Raw genomic sequence first — 22,582 nt, 5'->3', positions numbered from 1 at the left:
CGCCGCGGGTGCCGATAGAGGACAGAATGCACGAAAGCAGGCGCCGGTAGGAAATGTCTACCGACGCCTGCTCTCGTGGTGGAACAGGTGCCGACTCTGACGAAATCAGCGTCGGCGGCACATCAGCGCTTGGAGTACTGCGATGCCTTACGGGCCTTCTTCAGGCCGTACTTCTTGCGCTCGACGGCACGCGGGTCACGCGTGAGGAAGCCGGCACGCTTGAGTGCGGGCCGATCCTCGGGGGTGACCTCGGTGAGTGCACGCGCGATGGCGAGACGCAGCGCGCCGGCCTGGCCGGACGGGCCGCCGCCGTGCAGACGTGCGTGGATGTCGAACGACTCGGTGCGCTCGACCGTCACCAGGGGCGACTTCACGAGCTGCTGGTGCACCTTGTTCGGGAAGTAGTCCTCGATGGTGCGGCCGTTGAGCACGAAGTTGCCGGTGCCGGGCACGAGGCGGACGCGGACGACGGCCTCCTTACGGCGACCGACGGTCTGGACCGGACGGTCGAAGACGATCGGGGCAGCAGGTGCCTCGACGACGTCCTCGACGTACTCCTCGGCAGCGACCTCGACGTTCTCGACGTACTCTTCGGGGTTCACGTTCTGTTCCTCGGGCGTCGTCACTGTGCCACCTGCTTGATCTCGAACGGCACCGGCTGCTGCGCGGCGTGGGGGTGGTTCGGGCCCGCGTAGACCTTCAGCTTCTTCGCGATGGCGCGACCGAGCTTGTTCTTCGGGAGCATGCCGGTGACGGCCTTCTCCACGAGGCGGTCGGGGTTCTTCTCGAGAACCTCGCCGACGGAACGAGCCCGCAGACCGCCCGGGTGACCGGAGTGGCTGTAGAGGAACTTGTCGGTCCGCTTGTTGCCGGAGACGGCAACCTTGTCGGCGTTGATGATGACGACGAAGTCACCACCGTCGACGTGCGGCGCGAATGTGGGCTTGTGCTTGCCGCGGAGCAGGTTTGCCGCCTGCACCGCGAGGCGGCCGAGCACCACGTCGGTGGCGTCGATGACGTGCCACTGATGGGTCACGTCGCCGGCCTTCGGTGTGTACGTAGACACAGATCTTCCTCGTCTATCGTTTCGCTGCTGGCCTGCATGTCGACGATGGTCACGCCCGGCGGCCAGTTGAGACCCGGGAGAGATGTTCCTCGCGCCACAGGGCACGACGACGTGCGACACGCCGAGGGGACACTCTACCGGGCCCAGACCGGACGGGTCAAAGCGCCTCGGCAGGCTCCTGTGCTCGGCCTCCGTGCAGGGAGCCCGCGCCGCCGAGACAAGTCACGTCCCGGTGGCCTCTCCACCACCGGGACGTGACAGCGCCGGACCGGTCGGATCCGACGAACCCGGATCAGCCCGGGAAACGCTGCTGGTTCAGTCGCTCGACCTCCTGCATGTTGTCGTTACCGGTCGAGACCACCCGGCCGATGTCGTGCAGCACCTGGATGAGACCGGCCTCGGCCTCGTTCCAGCGGGCCTGCGTGGCGGCGTAACGCTCCTTCGCGTCGCTGTCCCAGCTGGCGACGAGAGGCGCGACCTGCCCCTCGATGCGGTCGAGCGTCGCCTCGATCGCCTTCTGACCGGACACGAGCTGGGCGTGCAGGTCGGCGACGCCGGCGAAGTTCTGATAGATCTCGGACACGGATCGTTCTCCTTGTTCTCGAATGTGTGCCGGAAGGACCGGGGATCAGGTGAACGAGCCGTTGAGAACCGAACCGCCGTCGGGGTCGATCGCCGACAGGGACCGGGCCTGGTGATCCTCGGCGGCGGCGTACGACCGTCCGCTGGTGCGGACGGCCTCGGCCAGTTCGTCCAGCGCGTTCGACAGCTTGGTGTGGTTGACGTTCCAGCGCTCCATGATTCCGGCGAACTGTTCCGCCGAGCGGCTCCGCCAGACGGCCGGCGCGGACTGCACCACGCCCGTCAGCCGTCCGAGGATCGTGTCGAGTTCGGCGCGGGAGTCCTGGAGTTGTCCCGCGACGACCTCCATGGTCGCCACATCGGTGGTGAGTTGATTCGAATTGCCGGTCGGTTGACTCAACGGCGTACTCCTTCGCTGGTGCGTGGATCACCCGGCTCGGCGTCGAGCCGGTCTTCGCTCTTACATGTGGTTGGACGCGCCCGGTGCGGTATCGGTTCCGCCGTGTCCGGAAAATTCGCGAATCCTCGTCGTCAGCCGAGCCGGAGGGTGTGGACGGCCTGCTCGCATTCACTGCGGATACGAGTCCAATCCTCCTCGAGGTACTGGCATCCCACCGAGACCTGGAGTCCGGGGAATACGAGCACCGACCACCGCACCACCGAGTAGTCGTCGGGAACCTCCGTGTACGCCACGACCTTGCGGTCGGCGAAGGTCGTGTCGGCGTCGAGATCACGGATGACGGGTGCACGTTCGGCGGCCCGCGCAACCAACGCGGATGCGACGGAACCCGCGTCCGTCCCGTCGGGAAGATCCCGGTACACGACCAGGATCCGACGATCGGCCCCGCCGAGTGGTATCAGTTCCGCACGACCCGCAGATACGGTCTCGGGGTCCCGGATGCGCCAGCCGTCGGGCAGTTCGAGATTCAGCGGACCGACGTCGACCCGAGTCGACGCCCGAGGTCCGGGGTCGCCGGTGGGCACCACCGAGGGCGATTCGACGGTGTTCGGCGTCTCCTCCGCGGCAACGACTTCGGGCAGATTCCGAACGTCCGCGTCGTCTCCTCCTGCGAGGAGCGGCCACAGAAATATCGCGGCGGCGAGCAGGGCCGGGACCATCGCGCCGGCCACGAACATTGTGCGCACCCTGCCGTCCCGCCCGGGACGGCCGGAATCCGGGCGTGCGCGTACCTCGTTCAGCCACGGCAACGTCCGGTCGGGTCCGTCCATCGTCGACCTGGTAGGTGCGCCCCGCGCACCCGATCCCGGGGTGGTCGGCGCCGAGGGGGAACCGGTCACCGCGACGAGCATCTCCGAGGCCGCGACGGGCACGACCCGTCGGCCCGGACCCACGAGATCGACCGCGAGGGCCAGCGGCTCGACACCGGACGGTTCGCCCGGCCCGCCGGTCACCACCACCACCTCCGGTCCGGACCCGCCGCACACCGAGATCAGCAGGCTCTCGAGACGCGCCGCGGCGTCCGGGGAATACAGCGACAGATCCGGATCCCGCGCGACGCGCTCGACGGTCGGCCCGTCGGGGGCGAACCCGGCGACACTCACCGCGGTGACTCCGCCGGCGGCGAATTCGAGCACCGCGCACCTCTCGTGCGGAGCGGTGTCGGCGGCGCGTGCGGCGGCCACCGCGACCGGGAGCAGGATCGTGTCGCCCGCGACCTGCCGCACGGCGGTCCGGAGAAGGTCGCGTCGCCGCTCGTTCCACCAGGTGGGGTGTATCGCACATGCCGGCCCGGCCGTGTCGGGCGCACCGGCGGTGGCCGCGCCGTACGCGACGAGTCCGGTCAGCAACTCCCCGAGTTCGCGTTCGGTTCCGACCGCGGCGATATCCGCGAACTCTGTGACGTCGAGCGGATCCGCCACCTCACCGGCGGGAGCTCCGAATACCCGGCGCTCGCCCACATCTGCCGCAAGAGCCGGCACACTGCGCGTCGTTCCGGACCATCCGATGTGCATCGACCCGGATGTCATCGTGAACGCGACCGCAGCAACCACCGCCTCGTCCCGGCTCGTCATCACGCCTCCGGCGCCCATGCCGTCTGGACGAGCGACGTGCCGTCGCGTCGCACGAGCGTGCCGCGGCCCGGTGGCATCGGTGACGGACGGACCGCGCCGACGAGCGCTCCCTCGTCGCGGCTTCCGCTCATGATCAGACCCGGACTCGACAGCTCCCGCAGACGCCCCAGGATCGGTTCGTACATCGCACGTCCCGCTCCGCCCGAACGGCGCGCGACCACCAGGTGCAACCCGATGTCCCGCCCTTGTGGGAGGTAGTCGAGCAGTGGCAGCACCGGGTTCTGACCCGACGTCGCGACCATGTCGTAATCGTCGATCACCACGAACACCTTGGGCCCGGTCCACCACGACCGGTCGCGCAGCTGCTGTTGCGTCGTGTCGGGGCCCGGCAGCCGACGCTCGCAGATGACGGCGAGTTCCCGGACCATGGCCGCGAGGACCGTGGCCGACGGCGCATATCCGCCGAGATGGCCGCCGCCGACGACGCCGAGCATGGTCCGGCGGTAGTCGCCGATGACGATCCTGATCTCGGCGCCGCTGCCGGACTCGGTCAACCCGCGGCACAGTCCCCGGAGCAGGGTCGTCTTGCCGCATTCCGAGTCGCCGAAGATCAACAGGTGGGGACTGTCGGCGAAATCCACCGACACGGGCGCGAGTTCGGATTCGTCGATGCCGATCGGGATACGGAGCCGGGCGGACCGGGAGGCATCGACCGGCGGCGGCCATCCGGCGGGCATTGCCGCGAGCAGGTCGGACCTGTCGATGCGCTCGGGCAGCATGCGGACCGGCGGCGCCGACCGTCCGGACGCGGTAGCGCGGACGGCCTCGACCGCCGCGGCGACACCGGCTGCGAGATCGGCCGGATCGGAGCTTCCGTCCACCCGGGGCAACGCGCCCAGGATGTGCAGTCCGTCGCGGTCGATGCCGCGTCCGGGTCGCCCTTCGGGCACCGTGGCCGCTCTCTTGCGGCCGTACTCGGAGTCGGACGGATCGCCGAGTCGGAGTTCGAGCCGCGTACCCAGCAGGTCGCGCATGGCAGGCCGGACGTCGCCCCAGCGCGGTGCGCTGAGCACCACGTGGATGCCGTAGGACAGGCCTTGGGCCGCCAGGATCCCGATCGTCTGTTCCAGCGACTCGAAATCCTGCCGGATGCTGGGCCATCCGTCGACGACGAGGAAGACGTCGCCGAACGGATCGTCGCTGGCGAGCGCGTTTCCGTCGGCGCGCATCCGTCGCACCTGGGCCATGGACTCGATGCCGTTCTCGGCGAAGGATCGTTCGCGGCGGCGCAGCAACGACATCATCTCCGCAACGGTCCGGCGCACCCGATCGGTGTCGTGCCGTCCGGCGACGGAACCGACATGCGGCAGGCCGGCCAGACCCGACAACGTGCCGCCACCGAAATCGAGAGCGTAGAACTGCACCTGTTCGGCGGTGTGCGTCAGCGCCATCGACAGGACGAGGCTGCGCACCAGGGTGGACTTGCCGGACTGCGGGCCACCGACGACCACGACGTTGCCGGCGGACCCCGACAGGTCGACCACCAGCGGGTCGCGGCGTTGCTCGAACGGCCGGTCCACGACACCGACGACGGTGCGCAGCGCAGCATGACGTGGAACGTCGCCGGTGAGCACCGACCGGGGCAGGAGTATGTCCAGCGACGGGGATTCGTCGAGCGGGGGCAGCCATACCTCGTGGGCCGGTGTGCCGTGCCCCCGGATCCGGTCGACGACCACCTCGAGAACGCTCCGTCCGTCGCCTGCGGCGGGGACCGGGAGCGGCTCGGCGACCGGAGCGGGCGGACCGGACTCCACCGGCACCGTCCGGGCCGTGAAGATGCGGGGCCGGGACGCGCCGGTCGGCGCCGCCGACCGGATGCGCCGGGTGGGAGGGCCGGGTTCGTACGGTCCCGAGACGTACGCCGCGGAGAACCGCTGGATGTCTGCGGAATCGGTCCGGAGGTATCCCGCGCCGGGCGTCGACGGCAGGTGGTAGGCGTCGGGAACGCCGAGGACGCTCCGCGACTCGTTGGCGGAGAACGTCTTCAGGCCGACGCGGTACGACAGGTGACTGTCGAGGCCGCGGAGCCGGCCCTCGTCGAGTCGCTGGCTCGCCAGCAACAGGTGCATGTGCAGCGACCGTCCCAGCCGCCCGATCGCCGCGAAGAGATCGGCGAATTCCGGTTGCTGCGAGAGCAGTTCGGAGAACTCGTCGACCACGATGAACAGCGCGGGCAACGGGTCGAGCGGGGCGCCCGCTGCCCTGGCCTTCTCGTAGTCGCCGACATTGGCGAAGTTCCCTGCGGTCCGGAGCAACTCCTGCCGGCGGTTCATCTCACCCTCGAGTGCGTCCTTCATGCGGTCGACCATCGCGAGCTCGTCCGCGAGATTGGTGATCACCGCCGCGACGTGTGCGATCCGCTCGAGTCCGAGGAAGGTCGCGCCGCCCTTGAAGTCCACCAGGACCAGGTTGAGCGCCTCGGGTGGGTGCGTCGCCACGAGGCCCAGGACCAGTGTCCGCAGAAACTCACTCTTTCCCGATCCAGTTGCGCCGATGCACAATCCGTGCGGGCCCATCCCGTTCTCGGCGGCCTCCTTGAGGTCGAGCTCGACGGGCGCACCGTCGATGCCCACGCCGATGGGAACCCGCAGACGGTCGCGTCCACGGCGCGGGACCCACGCCTGGCCGGGGTCGAATCGAGCCACGTCCCCGAGCCCGAGCAACTCCTGCCAGCTCGACGGCCGGTCGTCGCCGGCGCTGTCGTCCACCGCGCCGCTCGTCACCCGATACGGGGCGAGCCGCCTCGCCAGGGTCTGTGCCTGTGCAGCGTCGATGGAGTCGGTATCGGCGAAGACGTCGACGTCGGTGCCGGTCGCGACCCCGACCCGCCCCTCCTCGACCATCAGACGCAGACCGCGTGTCGCGCTCAGCCGTTCGGCGTATCCGGAGAGGTCGAGCACGGTCACCGCGTCGAGACCGTCGTCGAGCACACCCGAACCCGATCCCGTGACCCCGCCGTCGACGACCACGACGAGGTGCACGGCGCCCTCGGCAGCCGGGGCGTTCCGGACGAACCTGCTGCGACCGGCCAGCACCGTCGCGAGATCCGTCTCGAGTTCGAGCACCGAGCCGAACACCGTGCGTGCGCTACCCGCACCGTCGCGCAGGACCGGGTTCTGCGCGTGCGGCAGCCACTTGATCCACTCCCACTCCGCAGCGGTGTCGGGCCCGCACACGACGGCGACCTGCAGCATGTCGGGTCCGTGGAAGGTACACGCCTGCACGAGCATCGCCCGCGCGAGCGAACGTGCCGTCTCACGGTCTCCGTCGATGCCGATGGCGGCGAAACCTCGCAGCGACACGGCCGTGGGCAGTGCCGGCACCACCGAATGCGCGCGCACGAACCGGCGCAGAGAAACGGCGGCGACCGGTTCGAGATCCTCGACCGGTCCCGTGTCGGGTGGCACGAGCCGGGTCGCGAGTCGCTGACCTCCGCGCCCCACCCTGAGATGACCGAAGTCCGGATCGGTGCTGCGCCGCTCCCACATCCGGACGGTGCCGGCGAGGGTCCACAGCAGAGCGGGATCGGGATGCGTCCATTCGAGCGCCCGACGTTGTTCGTGCGCCGTCTCGGTGACCTCGCGCCGGAGTCGGTCGAGATATCTCAGATAGTCCTTGCGGTCCTCGTTCGCCTCGGCGGTCTTCGTCCCACCGCTGCGACCACCGTTGGCGAGCATGCCCACCAGGGACACGACCATCATGAGCGGGAATATCATCGCCATGGGGCTGCGCGCCGCTCCCGTGCCGAACATCAGCGCGACCATCCCGATCATCGCCGCGACCATCACGAGCGGGAGCAGTTTGGTCACCAGGTTGCCGGGTGTGGCGCGGGGAATGTCGGGCGGCGGTTGGACACTCACCTCGCCACTGGGCACGCGCGGCGCCTCCCGCCGCGCTCTCCGCACGAAACGTACGGTACTCACGTTCGCCACCCCCCGGAACGCCGTCGGCCGCCCCCTACGGCCCCACGGTCGTGGAAGACTAACCTACCGCTGCGACCTTCCGTACCCCTCCTCGTCCGCCGGTACCGCGACGGGGAACTCGAACGGGACATCGCCCGGGACGATGTCGTATGGTCTGCGTCGTTCGGACTGCAGTGACGGGGGGGAACCGAGGCCGATGACATCTGTGCATGCGCGATCCGAGACCCCGGGGCAGGTGGGAGCCCCGGATCTGTGCCGGATCACCGTACTCGCCCGCCACACCGAGGTCGATCTCGCTCTGCCCCTCGACGTTCCGGTGGCGCTGCTGCTGCCGGGGATCGTGGATCTCGTCGCCGGGCACCGGCCGGACAACGACTTCGACGCGACGCCCGAGCGCACGGAACCCGACGGGTGGGCGCTCGCACGCATCGGCCGGGCTCCTCTGCCCGGTGCGCTGAGCCTCGACGAGCACGGCGTCCGCGACGGCGAGATCCTCGTCCTGGAGGACGCCGGATCACCCGCTCCTCCACCGTTGTTCGACGACGTCATGTACAGCGTCGCATCCTCGGACCGGACGGCGACGCCGTGGGGTGCGGGTCCGTCGGGTCTCATAGCAGCGGTCCTGGGCCCGGTCGCCCTCGCTGCGGGATGCCTGCCGTTGCTGTCCCTGCCCGACGGCGTGAGCCGTCTCGTCCTGGGTGGGCTGTGCGCGGTGCTGCCGCTTCTGTTGCTGCTCGCCGCGGGCATCCTCGCGCGACTGCACGACGCTCGACGCACCGCCACCGCGCTGTTGTGGTGCGCCTTCCCACTCGCGTCGACCGCCGGCGCGCTGCTCGTCCCGGGGAGTTCGCCGGCACCGCGCCTCGTTCTCGCGGCGGCACTCACCGGCACGATCGCGGTGATCGCCGTGCGCGTCGCCCGCATCGGCCTCGCGTCGTGCACGGCGGTCGCCGCGATCGCTGCGGGTGCCGGCGTGAACGCCGTCCTCGCCTCGACCACCGATCTCGAGGCGCGTGCCCTCGGAGCCGGAACGGTGGTCGCCGCACTGCTGCTCGCCGGGATGGCGCCTCGTCTCGCGGGGATGCTCGCGAAACTTCCCATCCCCCCGGTCCCCGCACCCGGCGCACCGTCCGAATCGGAGACGTCCGAGGACGGGAACCTATCGGGACTGCCGTCACCGGCGGAGCTCGAACACCGCGCCGACCGCGCGCGGAGCGCACTCACCGGGATGGTCCACGCCGTGGTCGTACTCACGGCGGCCGGGGCGTGGTGGGCCGCATTTCCTTGGGGCGGAGAGGTCTTCGTTCCCGCGGTGGCACTGGCCGTTGCGGCAGCCGTCGTACTGGTCTTCCGGGGGCGTACGTACACCGCGACCGCACAGGCCGCTCCGCTCGTAGCGGGTGGCGCGGTGCTTCTGCTCGGGTTGCTCGCGAGTGCATCGGCGACCGGGGTGATGCCGCCGTGGGCGGCGTTCACGGCGGCAGCCGGACTCGCGTCTGCCGGCTTCCTCTTCGGTGCGGTCGCACCGCGACGGACGTTCACTCCGGTACAACGCCGGATCGCCGAGCTCGCCGAGTACGCGACCATCGCAACCGTCGTGCCACTGGCGTGCTGGGTCGCCGGCGTGTACGCGGCGATCCGCGGACTGTGACGGTGCAGCCGCTACGGGCGTTCACGGTCCTTCTCGTGGCCCTCCTGCTGGCATCCGCGCCGTCGGGTGTCGCGGCCGCCGCGCCGCCGGTACCCGACCCCGCGCAACTGCCTCCCGGGGCGACGCCCGCACCTCCCGAGGCCACCGAACTGCGGGTGCTGTGCGCGGAGCTTCCCCGCGCCCCCGACGGGCCGCAGATCCCTCGGGCACAACGGATCCTCGACTTCGCGTCGGTCTGGCCGATCACACGCGGGGCCGGACAGGTCGTCGCCGTCATCGACACCGGAGTCCATCCGCACCCGCGCCTGCCGGCTCCGATGCCGGGCGGCGACTACGTGTCCACGGGCGACGGCACCGAGGATTGCGACGCGCACGGCACCCTCGTCGCCGGACTGATCGCGGCACGCCCGGCACCCGGCTCGGGCTTCGCCGGCGGCGCGCCCGAGGTGGAGGTGATCGCCATCCGTCAGTCCAGCGGTCATTTCGCCGATCGCTCCCGGCCGGACGACGATGCCGCGCGCAACGCATCCGGGTACGGCGACGTGCGGACCCTCGCCGCGGCCGTCCGTCGCGCCGTGGATCTCGGCGCCACCGTCGTCAACATCTCGGAGGTCGCGTGCCGGACCGTCGCCGAGGGTCTCGCCGACGGTCCGCTGGGAGCGGCGGTGCAGTACGCGACCGATGTGCACGACGCGGTCGTCGTCGCGGCGGCCGGCAACACCGACACCTGCCGCGAGGGCAATCCGTCTTCGGTGGATCCGGCCGATCCCGGTGCCGATCCGTGGGATTCGGTCGTCACCCTGGCGTCTCCCGCCTGGTACGACGAGTACGTCCTCACCGTCGGCGCGGTCGAGGACGACGGTACCCCCGCCGAATACAGTCTTCCCGGACCGTGGGTCGATGTCGCTGCTCCCGGGAGCGGGCTCGTGTCGCTCGATCCCGGCACCGACGGACTGGCCGATCTGATTCCCGGGCCGCAGGGCGGCAGGCCGGTGTCCGGAACGAGTTTCGCGGCACCGCTCGTCGCGGCGACGGTCGCGCTCGTGCGGTCCCGGCACCCCCAGTTGTCGGCGCGGGAGGTGATGGCGCGCATCGAGAGGACCGCCCACTCCCCCGCGGAAGGGTGGAATCCACGGGTGGGGCACGGTGTCGTCGATCCGCTCGCGGCCGTCACCGCCCCATTGCCGGCCGATCGCGCGGCGCCGGTGCCGGCGGTGTCCGTGGACGAACCGAGCTCTCCCCCGGTACCGGATCACCGGCCGCGCAGCATCGCGCTGGGCTCGGCTGCGGCCGTGCTCACCGTGACCGTCCTCGTTCTCGTCCTCACCGCACCGGCACGACGCCTCACCCGGTCACGGACCTGACGGCCGGTTGTCCGCCCGCACGGGGACCGCTCCCGGATCGGCAGCGACACCGTCGTGTGCGAGCAGCGCCTGCTCCCGGCCGAGCGTGGGTCCCGGAGCAAGTAACTGCAGGACGGGCCACGGGACCCGCACGGGTGGATCCGTGAAGCCGAGCGCCGCAGCGGCGGCCGCATCGGTGATGCCGTATCGCACACCGGTGTCGGCAACGTAGAACAACGACCCGAGTCGGTCGGTGTCGGAGGTCAGCGAGGTGGCCTGCACGTATCGGCCACGGCCCGGCGGAATGTGGATCGCGTCGACCTGGGGTCCCGCACCGTCGGCCTGAGCCGGGGTCACGGGCACGGCGTCCTTCCCCACGGGCAGCGCGGTCCCCGCCGATAGTCGCAGCGACGACCGGTGCCGGTCGTCCTCACCCGCGTCGGGTTGCCAGGTCGAGCAGGCCACCGGGCTCTCCCCCGGGTCGACGATCCGCGGGACGGACTCGGGAAAGGTGTCGACCGGGAGTTCGTGCACCGTCGGCGCGGCCGCGAGGACGTCGGGCGGTACCACCGGAATCTCCGGTGCCCCCTGCGAATCCGAGAAGTGGATGAGGTGCGCGGTAGCCCGCGACACCTCCTGCACACCGTTCCCGAGCACCACGTGGAAACTCTGGCCGTCGGGTTCGGACACCGCGACGACCGACCCGATGCGCGCACCCGGGATCGGCGCGACCGGCGGACCCCCGGCTCCGGCGATGGGAGGTGCGGTCAGCCTCGGCACCTCCGGGACGGCGGCGAGCAGTCCGGCGCTCGCGGGTCGTGCGCGGGAGATGTCGACGCCCAGCAGTCGCACGAGCGACCGGTCGTTCGGATCGATCTCGGCGCGTCTGCCCTCGTAGAGCAGGTGGTACCTGCCGTCCGCCGTCACGAGGAGCGCCTCGTCGTCGGCGAGCACCGATCCCGTCCGATGATCGGGGGTGCCCGCGAGCACGGCGGTGGTCGAGGACTGCAGGCCGTCGGGATCGGCGACGTCGCAGACCGTCCAGGGCGTGTCCTCCGCGTCGTGGACCAGGGAGGACGGCGCACCCGGTATCCCTACGAGCGGGCCGCGCGGACGCTTCGTCAGTTCCTCGTCGGCCACGACCGCCGGCTCTGCCGGAGCTCCGAGGATCAACCGCGCCGACGCCAGGTTCAGGACGGGGTGGAAGGTCGTGTCGATCGCGACGTAGAGCGCACCGGAGTCTCGTCCGACGACGACGGCGGCATCACCGATCCGATCCTGGGGACGGAACAGGGCGAGTGCGGCACAGCCTCCCAGCACGACACACGCGACGACCGTTCCGACGACCGATGCCCGGAACTGGGAACGCATGGGGTCGTGGATCATCCGTACGTCGCCCCGCACCAACGCATGATCCATGCGTCGTGCCAGGAACCGGTATCCACTGACCTGCCACCGTGTGGTCGGTTGCGCTGCCATCGATCTCCCCCCCGTACGGCACGCTCTCTGGCGCAACACAGTACAGTCCTGTCGGGCGCTCATCGCACGCGCGCCGCGCGGCACAGGGGAAGGCCGGTACCGCGTCGACATCATTGCCGGCCGTCGTTCGGGGGGATCGATGCAACGGACCGTGACCGCGTCGGAGCACGCGCAATTCGTGACCGCGTCGGAGCACGCGCAATTCGTGACGGCGTCGGGGGACGCGCGAATCGTCACCGCGGCAGGTGAAGCGAGAAGTCGTGTCGCAGTCCGGTTGACGGGGGCGCAGTGCGTGGCCGTCGGCATGGGGGTGCTCGCGGTGGCGCTGGGGTCGTCCGCGTGGGTGGCCTGTGCGATCGCCGTGCCGGTCGCCGCGGCGTGCCTCCTCCGGATCGGCGGACGCGGTACAGCCGACTGGATCGCAACCGTCTTGCGCCGCCCCGGCGGCGTCCCCGTGTCGGGTGTCCTCCGCGACTTCCACGCCGGGCCGGCAGGCCCGGTGGGGGTGCGATGGGACGGCCCGTACGCGACCGTCGTCCTCGAGCTCGCGCCACCGGCCGGCAGAATCACCAGGCTCGGCCGTGACAGCGAGGAATCGGGACGAACACTCCCCCTGAGTGCGATCGCCGCATGCCTGTACCGGCACGACGTCGTCCTCGACGGGATCGACGTCGTGGTGCAAGGGCGTCGGGTTCTCGACTCGACGCCCGCCGGACAGGCCTACGCGCAGTTGCTCGGACCGCTTCCTGCCGCTGCCGAACGCACGGTCCGGGTGGTGCTCCGCCTCGATGTCACCTCCTGTGCGGCCGCCGCGGCCCGCCGGGGCGGCGGCTCCGAGGGCGCCGCGCGCACGGTCGTCGCCGCGGGGCGGCGTGTGATCCGCGCACTCGGCGACGACGGATACGCCGCGCGGCTGCTGAACGCGAACGAGATCGAACAGGCGGCACTGCGCATCTCCCACGGTGTGCCGGCAGCGGAATGGGTACCGACGCACCGGCACGTCGCGTTGTCCTCCGCCTTCGATTCCGGAGGGATGTTCGAACCCCGACGGATCGACCGGCACCACACCGCCGCGGTGTGGGCACATCCGACGTCGGCGTCGACGCTGGTACTCCGGCTGCGGCCGGGCGACCGCGGTTCGGTCCGGCTCGGGGCACTGGCACGGTTCACCACGCGCGAGCCGGACGTCCCGTCCGCTGCGGGCCTGCTTCCGGCATACGGGCGTCACGCCGAACTTCTCACAGCAGCACTGCCACTCGGTATCCCGCATCTGGAGGAGCTCGTTCCCCTGCGCGAGTCGGACGCCGAGGAGCTCGATGCCCTCGCCCTGCCGGCCGGCGGGTGCGGGCAACTCGTCGGATCGGACGACGCCGGTCGGGCCGTCACCGCCCGCCTCACCGGTCCCGGCATCCGCTCGGTCCATATCGCGGGCGAGTTGTACCTCGCCCGGCAGGTGGTCTTCCGGGCCGTCGCGGTGGGGGCGCGGGTCGTCGTCCACACCGACCGCCCCGGCGCGTGGCGCGGCCTGGCCGGATCCGCCGCCGGACCCGACCGGCTGCGGCTGGCGGGCGAGTACGCGGGCGACCGCGATTTCGACACGGTCGTCTACGACGGCGTCCCGCCCACCTCGTCCATGCCGCACGCGACCGCGATCCACGTGCACATCCACCCGGACGGATGGCCGCGCGAGCGTCCCACGGTGTCGCTGCTGCAGCCCGGGGCGGCCGGGGACCGCGTCGTGCTCACGGCGGGCGACGAACGCACACCCCTCACCCTCGTGACGATCGCGGCGGAGAGCGCCCATCTCGGCCGGTCGCGCATGGCGGATCCGGCGCCTCAGCCGGGATAACGGTCGAGGGCACTTCCCGCACGGACGGTGCGCGCCCACCATACGATCTGGTCGAGCATGCGTTCCGCGCCGTCGATCGCGGCCTCGTCCGTGGTGGTGCCGTCGGCAGCGAAGGCGTGCTTGACGCGGTGGAAACTCACCGACTGCCGCACCGGCACCATGTGGACCTCGACGACGACCTGCCGCAACTGTTCGACCGCGCGCAGGCCGCCGGACAGGCCGCCGTAGGAGACGAATCCGACCGGTTTGGTGCGCCATTCGTGCTTGACGGTGTCGATGGCCGTTTTCAGTGCGGCGGGATAGCCGTGGTTGTACTCGGAGGTCACCACCACGAAGGCGTCCGCGGCACCGATACGACGGGTGAAGGCGTCGGCGCCGGGCCCACCCGAGAGGTCCTGTGGGAGCGGGGTCTCGGCGAGGTCGAGAACGCCGACGTCGAACTCGGAGCGGCTCCGCGCGGTGGCCGCGAACCAGTCGGCGACGATCGGGGCGATGCGACCGGCACGGACACTCGCGACGACGACCTCGAGACGGATCGGTTCGTTCGGTACTGCCGTGGTCATGGGGTCGATCGTAGGTGGGGCGCGGCGGACAGTCCGTGTGCGAGCAGTGCGGCGAGTTCGCGGTAGGCGCGTGCGTCTTCGAGTCCCGTCGCCTCGGCCACCTGTCGTTGCTGGATGCGGACCATGACCGACGCGACGACATCGGCGACGAAGGCGGCGTGGACGTCGCGCAGTTCGCCGGACGTGACGCCGTCGGCGATGAGCTGGCGGACCCGGTCGGCCGCGAAGCGGGTGTTGCGTTCGTACACCTCGCGCGCGACCGGCGTGTGGGCGATGTCCTCCATGAATCGGGAGGACGCCGGTTCGAGTTCGCGTCCCACGGCCTCGAGATAAGTGCCGATGCGTGCCTGCGCGTCCGCGGCCTGTGCGACGTCGGCCTCGACCCGCTCGGCGGCGCCCTTGAAGAAGTGCACGGTCGCCGCGTGGACGAGCCGGTTCTTGTTCTCCGCGAGTGCGTAGAGCGTGGATTTCGAGCAGCGCAGGCGCGCGGCGACGTCGTCGAGGGTCAGGTGTGCGAAGCCTTCTGCCAGGAACAACGCGACCAGAGCGTCGAACAGTTGGGCCTGCCGGGCGGTGGGTCGCCGGCTACCGACTCTTGCCATACGGAAAACAGTACTGCAGTATCATGGTCAGTACTACTTTCGGTCCCAGCCTTCCAGGAGGAACCACCGTGCCCGTCGAGCGTCTGCTTCCCACCCGCGAGGCCTACGACCTGATCGACCTCACCCGCGACGTCACCGACAAGGTGCTCGCGCCGCGCGTCGACGAGCACGAACGCGCGGAGACCTTCCCCGAAGGCGTGTTCCCCGCACTCGGCGCCGCCGGACTGCTGAGCCTGCCGTATCCCGAGGAGTTCGGCGGCGGCGACCAGCCGTACGAGGTGTACCTGCAGGTCCTCGAAGAACTCGGTGCCCGTTGGGCCGCAGTGGCGGTCGCGGTGAGTGTGCACGGCCTGTCGTGTTTCGCGCTCGCCACCCATGGCACCGACGAGCAGAAGAACACGTGGCTTCCGGAGATGCTGGGCGGCAACACCATCGGCGCATACAGCCTGTCCGAGCCGCAGGCAGGTTCCGACGCCGCTGCGCTCGCCTGCCGCGCGAAGCCCGTCGAGGGTGGCTACCGCATCACGGGCTCGAAAGCGTGGATCACCAACGGCGGCAAGGCCGACTTCTACACCCTGTTCGCCCGCACGGCCGACACCGGCAGCAAGGGCATCTCGTGCTTCCTCGTGCCCGCCGGCACCGAGGGTCTGTCCTTCGGCAAGCCCGAGGAGAAGATGGGCCTGCACGCGATCCCCACCACCTCCGCCCACTACGACGACGTCTTCGTCCCGGCCGAACGCCGGATCGGCGCCGAGGGGCAGGGGCTGCCGATCGCGTTCAGCGCGCTGGACTCCGGACGCCTGGGGATCGCCGCGGTCGCGACGGGTCTGGCCCAGGCCGCTCTCGACGAGGCGACGGCCTACGCCAAGGAACGGCAGGCCTTCGGCAAGCGCATCATCGACCACCAGGGCCTCGGGTTCGTCCTCGCCGACATGGCCGCCGCGGTCGACTCCGCCCGCGCCACCTATCTCGACGCCGCCCGGCGCAAGGATGCCGGCCGGCCCTACTCGCGGCAGGCGTCGGTGGCCAAGCTCGTCGCGACGGATGCCGCGATGAAGGTCACGACGGATGCCGTCCAGGTCCTCGGTGGATACGGCTACACCCGCGACTTCCCGGTCGAGCGTTTCATGCGCGATGCGAAGATCACCCAGATCTTCGAGGGCACCAATCAGATTCAGCGGCTGGTGATCGCGCGGTCGCTGGCGGGATAACCGATCGGACGACAGCCGCACGGCACGAAGGTCGTTGGAGTGCCTTCATGCCGGACGCCCTGGAGCGGCTCACCCCACAGCAACGTGACCTGCTGACGCAGCGATTCGGCCGCACGGTCGTGGTCGCCGACATGAGCTGGGGACTGGTGTCGACCACCGTCCTCGCGATCGACACCGACGAGGGTCGGCTCGTCGTGAAGGCCGGTGGGGCGCCCGATCGCCACATCGGACGCGAGATCAGCGCCCACGAGCGCTGGACCGGTCCGTGGGTGGGGTGCGGGCGGGCCGCCCGGATGGTGTTCGCCGACCGGGCGACGAAACTCGTGGTGACGGAGTATCTTCCGGGCCGGCTGATCCAGGGTACGGCAGCCTCGTCGTCCCTCGATGTCTACGAGCAGGCCGGGGCGCTGCTCGCGCAGTTCCACCGCCAGGAGCGGATCGTGGACGAGGGGTACGAGCGATCGGCGAACGCGAAGACCCTGCGGTGGCTGGCGGCGGCGCACCGCATCGGTCCCGAGGCCGCCGGCCGGCTGCGGGCGATGGTCGAAGGATGGCCGACACCGACGGCCACCCTGGTGCCCACCCACGGCGATTGGCAGAGCCGGAACTGGCTCGCCGACGACGCGGGAGTGGTGAAGGTGATCGATTTCGGCCGCGCCGCCCTGCGTCCCGCGGGTGAGGACTTCGAACGGCTCGCGGTGCGCGAGTTCCTCCGGGTTCCGGGCGCCGAGCAGGCCTTCGTGTGCGGCTACGGGGAGGATCCGCGCGAGGCGGAGGCCTGGTTCCGTCAGCGCGTGCGCGCGGCGGTCGCGGTCGCGGTATGGGCTTTCCATGTGGGCGACGACTCCTACGAGGCCGAGGGCCATCGCATGATCGCGAGGCTCCTGCTCGCCCCTCGGTTCTAGCGCGTCGACGCATACACGGAGACGATCACCTGCTTCTCGGTTCGCTCGATGCGCTCATCAGCAACGTCCCCGAGTTCCCGGGCCGCGCAGTGTTGTCGCGTCAGGCGCCGATGGCCTCGCCGAGCACCGACCACGACTCGTGCAAGGCCTCCTGCCAGTAACCCCAGGTGTGGGTGCCCTCGGACCGGATGGAATAGGTCGCCTCGACGCCGGCTGCGTCCAGCGCACCGCGCAGTCGCGTCGTACAGTCGCTCACACCGGCCTCGATGAGACCCAGCAGAGCCACGTCGGGAAGGACGGCAACACCGGACTGCTCCCACGCCTTCAGTTCGTACGGACCGGGGACACCGCTACTCGTGGAGACGTAGACGGCCTTGCCGCGCAACTTCTCCGCGTTGCGCACGACGTCCTGTTCGTTCCAGTATTCGCCTGCGACCGGTCCCCACATGTTCTCGGCCTCACCGCCCCCGAACCCGACGACGATCTCCGCGTAACGCGAACCGGTCTCCGTGGCGGTCTCGGCGCATCCGCTGTACGAACCCACACCCTGGTAGAGATCCGGCGCGTGCTGGGCGAGGGCCAGCGCCGACGTCGCCGACATCGACACACCCGCGATCGCGTTCCGGCCGCTCGCCCCGAGCGTCGCGTCGACCACCGACGGGACCTCCTCGGTGAGGAAGGTCGTCCACTTGTTGCGTCCGAGAACGGGATCGTCCTCGAGCCAGTCGGTGTAGTAGCTGAACGCGCCACCGATCGGGGTGACGACGTTGACGTTCTTGTCGCCGAAGAACTCCACGACGTCGGTCTGCTCGCGCCAGGTCGCCCGGTCCTGTCCCCCGCCGGCACCGTTGAGCAGGTAGAAGACCGGTCGCGGAGCGCTCGTGTCGGCCGGACGCAGCACCTGCAACTCGATCGTGCGATCCATCGACGGCGAGTACACGAACAACGACCAGTCGCGGTCCGTGTGCTTCTCGATGCGTTCGACAGTCGCGCTCTGCGACCGGGTCTCGCCGGTCGCGGCAGCCGGGGACTCGTCGGCGTGGGCAACCGCGGCACCGGGCAGGACCAGCGACGAGACGGCGAGCGCCCCGATCGTCCCCATCAACGCAAACCGTCGTGTGCGCACATTCGTTCCCTTCATCCGCAACAGCCGGGCGTGATGGGCCCGCGCATCTCCCGCGTCGCAGCGTTGCGCGCGGCCAGTTCCTCGTCAGCAGGGTAGTCGACGCGGACCAGTGACAGGCCGTGAGCCGGTGCCACCGCTACGGACGCCGCGCGTTCGCGCGCCTCGAGCAGGGCCGTCATCCAGTCGACGCTGCGGCGCCCCTCCCCCACGGCCAGGGCCGCGCCGACGAGACTGCGCACCATCGACCAGCAGAAGGCGTCGGCGCTGACGTAGGCGGTGAGGATGTCGTCCTCACGGGTCCAGTCGTATCGCTGCAGTTCGCGTACGGTCGTCGCACCCTCGCGACGCTTGCAGAAGGCGGCGAAGTCGTGGAGACCGAGCAGTGAGTGCGAGGCGCGTCGCATCGCATCGAGATCGACGGCCTTCGGCCACGAAACGGTGTCGCGCGCCCGCAGCGGCTCGGCGCCGTACACCGCTGTGGTGAGGCGGTATTCGTAGTGACGCCGGATCGCCGAGAAGCGCGCGTCGAAATGCTCGGGGGCGACGGAGATCCCGGTGACACGCACGTCGCGGGGCAGGAACCGTGCGAGACGCCGGACCCAGCGCGACGGATCGTCGGGCAGCGCCGCGGTGGGTACGTCCACGTGGGCGACCTGCCCGGAAGCGTGCACGCCGGCGTCGGTGCGACCGGCGACGGTGAGCAGCACGGGGGTCCGGACGATCGCGGAGATCTTCTCCTCGATCTCCCCGCACACCGTGCGGCGACCGGGTTGCCGTGCCCAGCCGGAGAAGTCGGTGCCGTCGTAGGCGATGTCGAGTCGCAGACGTGTCGTCTCGTGAGCTTCAGCAGATGCCGAAACCAAGTGGACTAGTCCTTCTTGGCCTCGTCGGCCTCGGGTGCGTCGGCAGCCGTGGCGTTGGTGTCCTCGACACCCTCGACGACGGCGTCGGCGTTCGCGACCTCGGCGTCGGTGGCCTCGGCCTCGACGGCCTGGACCGCGTTGTCCTCGGCGGGTGCCTGCGAGGCGGCGACGCGACGTGCGCGGTCGGCCTCGGAGGTGACGGTCTTCTCGCGCACCAGTTCGATGATGGCCATGGGGGCGTTGTCGCCCTTGCGCGGCATCGTCTTGATGATGCGGGTGTAACCGCCGTTGCGGTCCTCGAAGGAGGGACCGATCTCCGCGAACAGCGAGTGGACGACGTCCTTGTTGCGGATGACCTTCAGCACCTCACGACGCGAGGCCAGCGTGCCGGCCTTGGCGTGCGTGACGAGCTTCTCGGCGTACGGGCGCAGGGCCTTGGCCTTGGCCTCGGTGGTGGTGATGCGGCCGTGCTCGAAGAGCGCGGTGGCCAGGTTGGCCATGAGCGCCTTCTGATGCGAGGCCGATCCGCCGAAGCGGGCGCCCTTCTTGGGCTTGGGCATGATTTTCTCCTAGTAACGGACCGTGAGCTGCTACAGCTGCTCGGTCTCGGCGTAGTCCTCGTTGCCGTCGTTGTCACCGAAGGAGCCGGCGTCGGTGTCGCTCCAGGTACCGGTCGCGGCGTCGTAACCGGCGACGGTGCTGGGGTCGAACGATGCCGGGCTGTCCTTGAGGGACAGGCCGAGCGAGTGCAGCTTGACCTTGACCTCGTCGATGGACTTCTGGCCGAAGTTGCGGATGTCGAGCAGGTCGGACTCCGTGCGTGCCACGAGCTCGCCGACGGTGTGAACACCCTCGCGCTTGAGGCAGTTGTAGGACCGGACCGTGAGGTCGAGGTCCTCGATCGGAAGTCCGAAGGAGGCGATGTGGTCGGCCTCGGCGGGCGAGGGACCGATCTCGATGCCTTCTGCTTCGACGTTCAGCTCACGAGCCAGACCGAAGAGCTCCACGAGGGTCTTGCCCGCCGAGGCGAGCGCGTCCCGCGCGCTGATCGAGTTCTTGGTCTCCACGTCGAGAATGAGCCGATCGAAGTCGGTGCGCTGCTCGACGCGGGTCGCTTCCACCTTGTACGTCACCTTGAGGACCGGCGAGTAGATCGAGTCGACCGGGATGCGGCCGATCTCGGCGCCGGACGCCTTGTTCTGCACGGCAGGAACGTAGCCGCGACCGCGCTCGACGACGAGCTCGATCTCCAGCTTGCCCTTGTCGTTCAGGGTGGCGATGTGCAGGTCCGGGTTGTGGATGGTGACACCGGCCGGGGGCACGATGTCGCCGGCCGTGACGGTGCCCGGTCCCTGCTTGCGGACGTACATGGTGACCGGCTCGTCCTCTTCCGAGCCGACCACGAGACCCTTGAGGTTCAGGATGATGTCGGTGACATCCTCCTTCACGCCGGGAACGGTGGTGAACTCGTGGAGCACGCCGTCGATGCGGATGCTGGTGACGGCTGCGCCCGGGATCGAGGAGAGCAGGGTGCGACGAAGCGAGTTGCCGAGGGTGTACCCGAAGCCAGGCTCGAGCGGCTCGATGACGAACTTCGAGCGGTTGTCAGCGATGACCTCTTCGGTCAGTGTGGGTCGCTGAGAGATGAGCATCTGTTGCCTCCTTGTGGGCGTCCGCCATATGACGCCCTAGTGGAATGGAGTGGTGTCCTCCCGTCCGGGTGGACCGGAGGACACCACGACACCGAGGTGTCTTACTTCGAGTAGTACTCGACGATCAGCTGTTCCTGCAGCGGGATGTCGATCTGTGCACGCTCGGGGAGCTGGTGGACCAGCACCCGCAGACGCGGACCGACGACCTGCAGCCAACCCGGGATCGGGCGCTCGCCCTGGGTCTCGCGCGCGACCTGGAAGGGCAGCGTGCTCAGCGACTTCTCGCGGACATCGATGATGTCGTACTGCGAGACGCGGTAGCTGGGGATGTCGACCTTCTTGCCGTTGACCAGGAAGTGGCCGTGGCTGACCAGCTGGCGGGCCTGACGACGCGTGCGGGCGAGGCCGGCACGGTAGACGACGTTGTCCAGACGCGACTCGAGGATGGCCAGCAGAACCTCACCGGTCTTGCCGGGGCGGCTTGCGGCCTCTTCGTAGTAGCGGCGGAACTGCTTCTCCATGACACCGTAGGAGAAGCGGGCCTTCTGCTTCTCCTGCAGCTGGAGCAGGTACTCGCTCTCCTTGATCCGCGCGCGGCCGTGCTGGCCGGGCGGGTAGGGGCGACGCTCGAAGGCCTGATCGCCTCCGACCAGGTCGACACGGAGACGACGCGACTTACGGGTGACGGGACCGGTATAACGAGCCATTATTCTTTACCTTCCTTTCCCGTTAGACGCGACGCCGCTTGGGCGGACGGCAACCGTTGTGCGGCTGCGGGGTGACATCGGAGATGGTGCCGACCTCGAGGCCTGCGGCCTGGAGCGAACGGATCGCCGTCTCGCGACCCGAACCCGGGCCCTTGACGAAGACGTCGACCTTCTTGACACCGTGTTCCTGCGCCTTGCGGGCGGCGTTCTCGGCGGCGAGCTGCGCGGCGAACGGGGTCGACTTGCGCGAGCCCTTGAAGCCGACGTGGCCGGAGGACGCCCAGGAGATCACGTTGCCCTGCGGGTCCGTGATGGACACGATGGTGTTGTTGAACGTGCTCTTGATGTGAGCGGCGCCGTGCGGAACGTTCTTCTTGTCCCTGCGCCGTGCCTTCTGGGTCTTCTTCGGACCGGTGCTGCGTGACTTGGGAGGCATTACTTCTTCTTTCCTGCGACGGTGCGCTTCGGACCCTTACGGGTGCGGGCGTTGGTCTTGGTGCGCTGTCCACGCACGGGCAGACCACGACGGTGTCGCAGGCCCTGGTAGCAGCCGATCTCGATCTTGCGGCGGATGTCCGCCTGAACCTCGCGACGGAGGTCGCCCTCGACCTTGTAGCTCTCCTCGATGTACTCGCGGAGCTTGGCGAGGTCCTCGTCCGTCAGATCCTTGCTGCGCAGGTCCGGGCTGACGCCGGTGGCCTCGAGGATCTCCTTGGAGCGGGTACGGCCGATGCCGTAGATGTACGTGAGTGCGATCTCCATCCGCTTTTCGCGGGGAAGATCGACACCTGCGAGACGTGCCATGTGGCATTCCTATTCGGTGTGCGGAGGTCTGCTCCCAGCCCGTCCCCTGCGTCGAAGAACTGTGTGATTCAAAAACACAGTGGGGCCCCGGCCTCCGTACCGGGGGTTGATCGCGCAGCTCCTCGACGGATCGAGGATCGTAACCACGCGACTGGTGCTGGA

At 69.7% G+C, this 22,582-nt stretch carries 21 protein-coding genes; 5 read left to right on the top strand and 16 right to left on the bottom strand.

Annotation, left to right across the window (positions count from 1 at the left end; translation table 11 throughout):
* Positions 1-122: 122 nt before the first annotated feature.
* The 6 genes from rpsI to eccCa all read right to left on the bottom strand — a co-directional run bounded on the left by rpsI (position 123) and on the right by eccCa (position 7,665).
* A complete protein-coding gene (gene rpsI, locus A8G18_RS10550) occupies positions 123-626 on the bottom strand; it encodes a 30S ribosomal protein S9 (protein WP_016932689.1) in 504 nt (167 codons plus the stop codon).
* Entirely contained in the window at positions 623-1,066 is a 444-nt protein-coding gene (gene rplM / locus A8G18_RS10545; protein WP_006550055.1) for a 50S ribosomal protein L13, read from the bottom strand. Before rplM ends, rpsI begins: the two co-directional genes overlap by 4 nt.
* A 292-nt stretch (positions 1,067-1,358) precedes the next feature.
* Positions 1,359-1,649 carry a WXG100 family type VII secretion target gene (locus A8G18_RS10540; protein WP_016932690.1) on the bottom strand — a complete coding sequence of 97 codons (291 nt, stop codon included), beginning with the start codon at positions 1,647-1,649 and terminating at the stop codon, positions 1,359-1,361.
* 45 nt (positions 1,650-1,694) lie between these two features.
* A complete protein-coding gene (locus tag A8G18_RS10535) occupies positions 1,695-2,048 on the bottom strand; it encodes a WXG100 family type VII secretion target (RefSeq protein ID WP_245207840.1) in 354 nt (117 codons plus the stop codon).
* A 131-nt stretch (positions 2,049-2,179) separates the two neighbouring features.
* Positions 2,180-3,682 (bottom strand): type VII secretion-associated protein, encoded by a 1,503-nt coding sequence (locus A8G18_RS10530; RefSeq protein WP_245207839.1) that lies wholly within the window; start codon positions 3,680-3,682, stop codon positions 2,180-2,182.
* The gene (gene eccCa / locus A8G18_RS10525) at positions 3,682-7,665 is read right to left on the bottom strand and encodes a type VII secretion protein EccCa (protein WP_064063879.1); all 3,984 of its coding nucleotides are present in this window, start codon (positions 7,663-7,665) and stop codon (positions 3,682-3,684) included. The genes A8G18_RS10530 and eccCa overlap by 1 nt, the downstream gene beginning before the upstream one ends.
* Before the next feature lie 196 nt (positions 7,666-7,861).
* On the opposite strand from eccCa, the gene eccD reads away from it, so the two are divergent.
* Together eccD and mycP are read left to right on the top strand one after the other, a co-directional pair.
* Entirely contained in the window at positions 7,862-9,316 is a 1,455-nt protein-coding gene (gene eccD / locus A8G18_RS10520; protein WP_064063818.1) for a type VII secretion integral membrane protein EccD, read from the top strand.
* A 35-nt stretch (positions 9,317-9,351) separates the two neighbouring features.
* Entirely contained in the window at positions 9,352-10,680 is a 1,329-nt protein-coding gene (mycP, locus tag A8G18_RS10515; RefSeq protein ID WP_167352087.1) for a type VII secretion-associated serine protease mycosin, read from the top strand.
* Here the strand turns inward: mycP and eccB are convergent.
* A complete protein-coding gene (gene eccB, locus A8G18_RS10510) occupies positions 10,669-12,138 on the bottom strand; it encodes a type VII secretion protein EccB (protein ID WP_026003505.1) in 1,470 nt (489 codons plus the stop codon). The genes mycP and eccB overlap by 12 nt on opposite strands.
* A gap of 151 nt (positions 12,139-12,289) precedes the next feature.
* Between eccB and eccE the strand changes: the two genes are divergently transcribed.
* Complete coding sequence (gene eccE / locus A8G18_RS10505; RefSeq protein ID WP_167352086.1) at positions 12,290-13,987, top strand: type VII secretion protein EccE; 1,698 nt, start codon at positions 12,290-12,292, stop codon at positions 13,985-13,987.
* On the opposite strand, the gene A8G18_RS10500 is transcribed toward eccE, so the two are convergent.
* Positions 13,975-14,550 (bottom strand): NADPH-dependent FMN reductase, encoded by a 576-nt coding sequence (locus tag A8G18_RS10500; protein ID WP_016932418.1) that lies wholly within the window; start codon positions 14,548-14,550, stop codon positions 13,975-13,977. The genes eccE and A8G18_RS10500 overlap by 13 nt on opposite strands.
* Entirely contained in the window at positions 14,547-15,152 is a 606-nt protein-coding gene (locus tag A8G18_RS10495) for a TetR/AcrR family transcriptional regulator (RefSeq protein ID WP_064063817.1), read from the bottom strand. Before A8G18_RS10495 ends, A8G18_RS10500 begins: the two co-directional genes overlap by 4 nt.
* Before the next feature lie 68 nt (positions 15,153-15,220).
* On the opposite strand from A8G18_RS10495, the gene A8G18_RS10490 reads away from it, so the two are divergent.
* Both A8G18_RS10490 and A8G18_RS10485 read left to right on the top strand, forming a co-directional pair.
* Positions 15,221-16,363, top strand: a complete 1,143-nt coding sequence (locus A8G18_RS10490) for an acyl-CoA dehydrogenase family protein (protein WP_064063816.1) — start codon at positions 15,221-15,223, stop codon at positions 16,361-16,363.
* Positions 16,364-16,410: 47 nt separating this feature from the next.
* Complete coding sequence (locus A8G18_RS10485) at positions 16,411-17,268, top strand: phosphotransferase family protein (RefSeq protein ID WP_064063815.1); 858 nt, start codon at positions 16,411-16,413, stop codon at positions 17,266-17,268.
* Between the two features lie 100 nt (positions 17,269-17,368).
* Here the strand turns inward: A8G18_RS10485 and A8G18_RS10480 are convergent, their stop codons facing one another.
* The 7 genes from A8G18_RS10480 to rpsM form a co-directional block, all read right to left on the bottom strand.
* Entirely contained in the window at positions 17,369-18,370 is a 1,002-nt protein-coding gene (locus A8G18_RS10480; RefSeq protein ID WP_016932422.1) for an alpha/beta hydrolase, read from the bottom strand.
* Positions 18,371-18,405: 35 nt separating this feature from the next.
* Positions 18,406-19,218: a tRNA pseudouridine(38-40) synthase TruA gene (truA, locus tag A8G18_RS10475; protein ID WP_064063876.1), complete on the bottom strand. Its 813-nt coding sequence runs from the start codon at positions 19,216-19,218 to the stop codon at positions 18,406-18,408.
* 44 nt (positions 19,219-19,262) lie between these two features.
* Positions 19,263-19,817: a 50S ribosomal protein L17 gene (gene rplQ / locus A8G18_RS10470; RefSeq protein WP_006554582.1), complete on the bottom strand. Its 555-nt coding sequence runs from the start codon at positions 19,815-19,817 to the stop codon at positions 19,263-19,265.
* A 30-nt stretch (positions 19,818-19,847) separates the two neighbouring features.
* Complete coding sequence (locus A8G18_RS10465; RefSeq protein WP_016932424.1) at positions 19,848-20,909, bottom strand: DNA-directed RNA polymerase subunit alpha; 1,062 nt, start codon at positions 20,907-20,909, stop codon at positions 19,848-19,850.
* Between the two features lie 101 nt (positions 20,910-21,010).
* Entirely contained in the window at positions 21,011-21,616 is a 606-nt protein-coding gene (gene rpsD, locus A8G18_RS10460) for a 30S ribosomal protein S4 (protein ID WP_016932425.1), read from the bottom strand.
* A 22-nt stretch (positions 21,617-21,638) separates the two neighbouring features.
* Complete coding sequence (gene rpsK / locus A8G18_RS10455; protein WP_006554585.1) at positions 21,639-22,052, bottom strand: 30S ribosomal protein S11; 414 nt, start codon at positions 22,050-22,052, stop codon at positions 21,639-21,641.
* On the bottom strand, positions 22,052-22,420 hold the full coding sequence (gene rpsM, locus A8G18_RS10450) for a 30S ribosomal protein S13 (protein ID WP_016932426.1): 369 nt from the start codon (positions 22,418-22,420) through the stop codon (positions 22,052-22,054). The genes rpsK and rpsM overlap by 1 nt, the downstream gene beginning before the upstream one ends.
* Positions 22,421-22,582: the final 162 nt, after the last annotated feature.

It is taken from the genome of Rhodococcus gordoniae (assembly GCF_001646655.1).
GTDB lineage: Bacteria > Actinomycetota > Actinomycetes > Mycobacteriales > Mycobacteriaceae > Rhodococcus > Rhodococcus gordoniae.
This window is presented reverse-complemented; position numbering and strand designations above follow the sequence as displayed.

What these genes read in the sequence shown, in the direction of transcription:
- rplQ (WP_006554582.1), bottom strand. Translation starts at nt 19,817, where the DNA reads ATGCCCAAGCCCAAGAAGGGCGCCCGCTTCGGCGGATCGGCCTCGCAT.
- rpsK (WP_006554585.1), bottom strand. Translation starts at nt 22,052, where the DNA reads ATGCCTCCCAAGTCACGCAGCACCGGTCCGAAGAAGACCCAGAAGGCA.
- rpsD (WP_016932425.1), bottom strand. Translation starts at nt 21,616, where the DNA reads ATGGCTCGTTATACCGGTCCCGTCACCCGTAAGTCGCGTCGTCTCCGT.
- eccD (WP_064063818.1), top strand. Translation starts at nt 7,862, where the DNA reads ATGACATCTGTGCATGCGCGATCCGAGACCCCGGGGCAGGTGGGAGCC.
- A8G18_RS10495 (WP_064063817.1), bottom strand. Translation starts at nt 15,152, where the DNA reads ATGGCAAGAGTCGGTAGCCGGCGACCCACCGCCCGGCAGGCCCAACTG.
- eccB (WP_026003505.1), bottom strand. Translation starts at nt 12,138, where the DNA reads ATGGCAGCGCAACCGACCACACGGTGGCAGGTCAGTGGATACCGGTTC.
- rpsM (WP_016932426.1), bottom strand. Translation starts at nt 22,420, where the DNA reads ATGGCACGTCTCGCAGGTGTCGATCTTCCCCGCGAAAAGCGGATGGAG.
- A8G18_RS10530 (WP_245207839.1), bottom strand. Translation starts at nt 3,682, where the DNA reads ATGACGAGCCGGGACGAGGCGGTGGTTGCTGCGGTCGCGTTCACGATG.
- A8G18_RS10485 (WP_064063815.1), top strand. Translation starts at nt 16,411, where the DNA reads ATGCCGGACGCCCTGGAGCGGCTCACCCCACAGCAACGTGACCTGCTG.
- A8G18_RS10465 (WP_016932424.1), bottom strand. Translation starts at nt 20,909, where the DNA reads ATGCTCATCTCTCAGCGACCCACACTGACCGAAGAGGTCATCGCTGAC.
- A8G18_RS10480 (WP_016932422.1), bottom strand. Translation starts at nt 18,370, where the DNA reads ATGGGGACGATCGGGGCGCTCGCCGTCTCGTCGCTGGTCCTGCCCGGT.
- A8G18_RS10500 (WP_016932418.1), bottom strand. Translation starts at nt 14,550, where the DNA reads ATGACCACGGCAGTACCGAACGAACCGATCCGTCTCGAGGTCGTCGTC.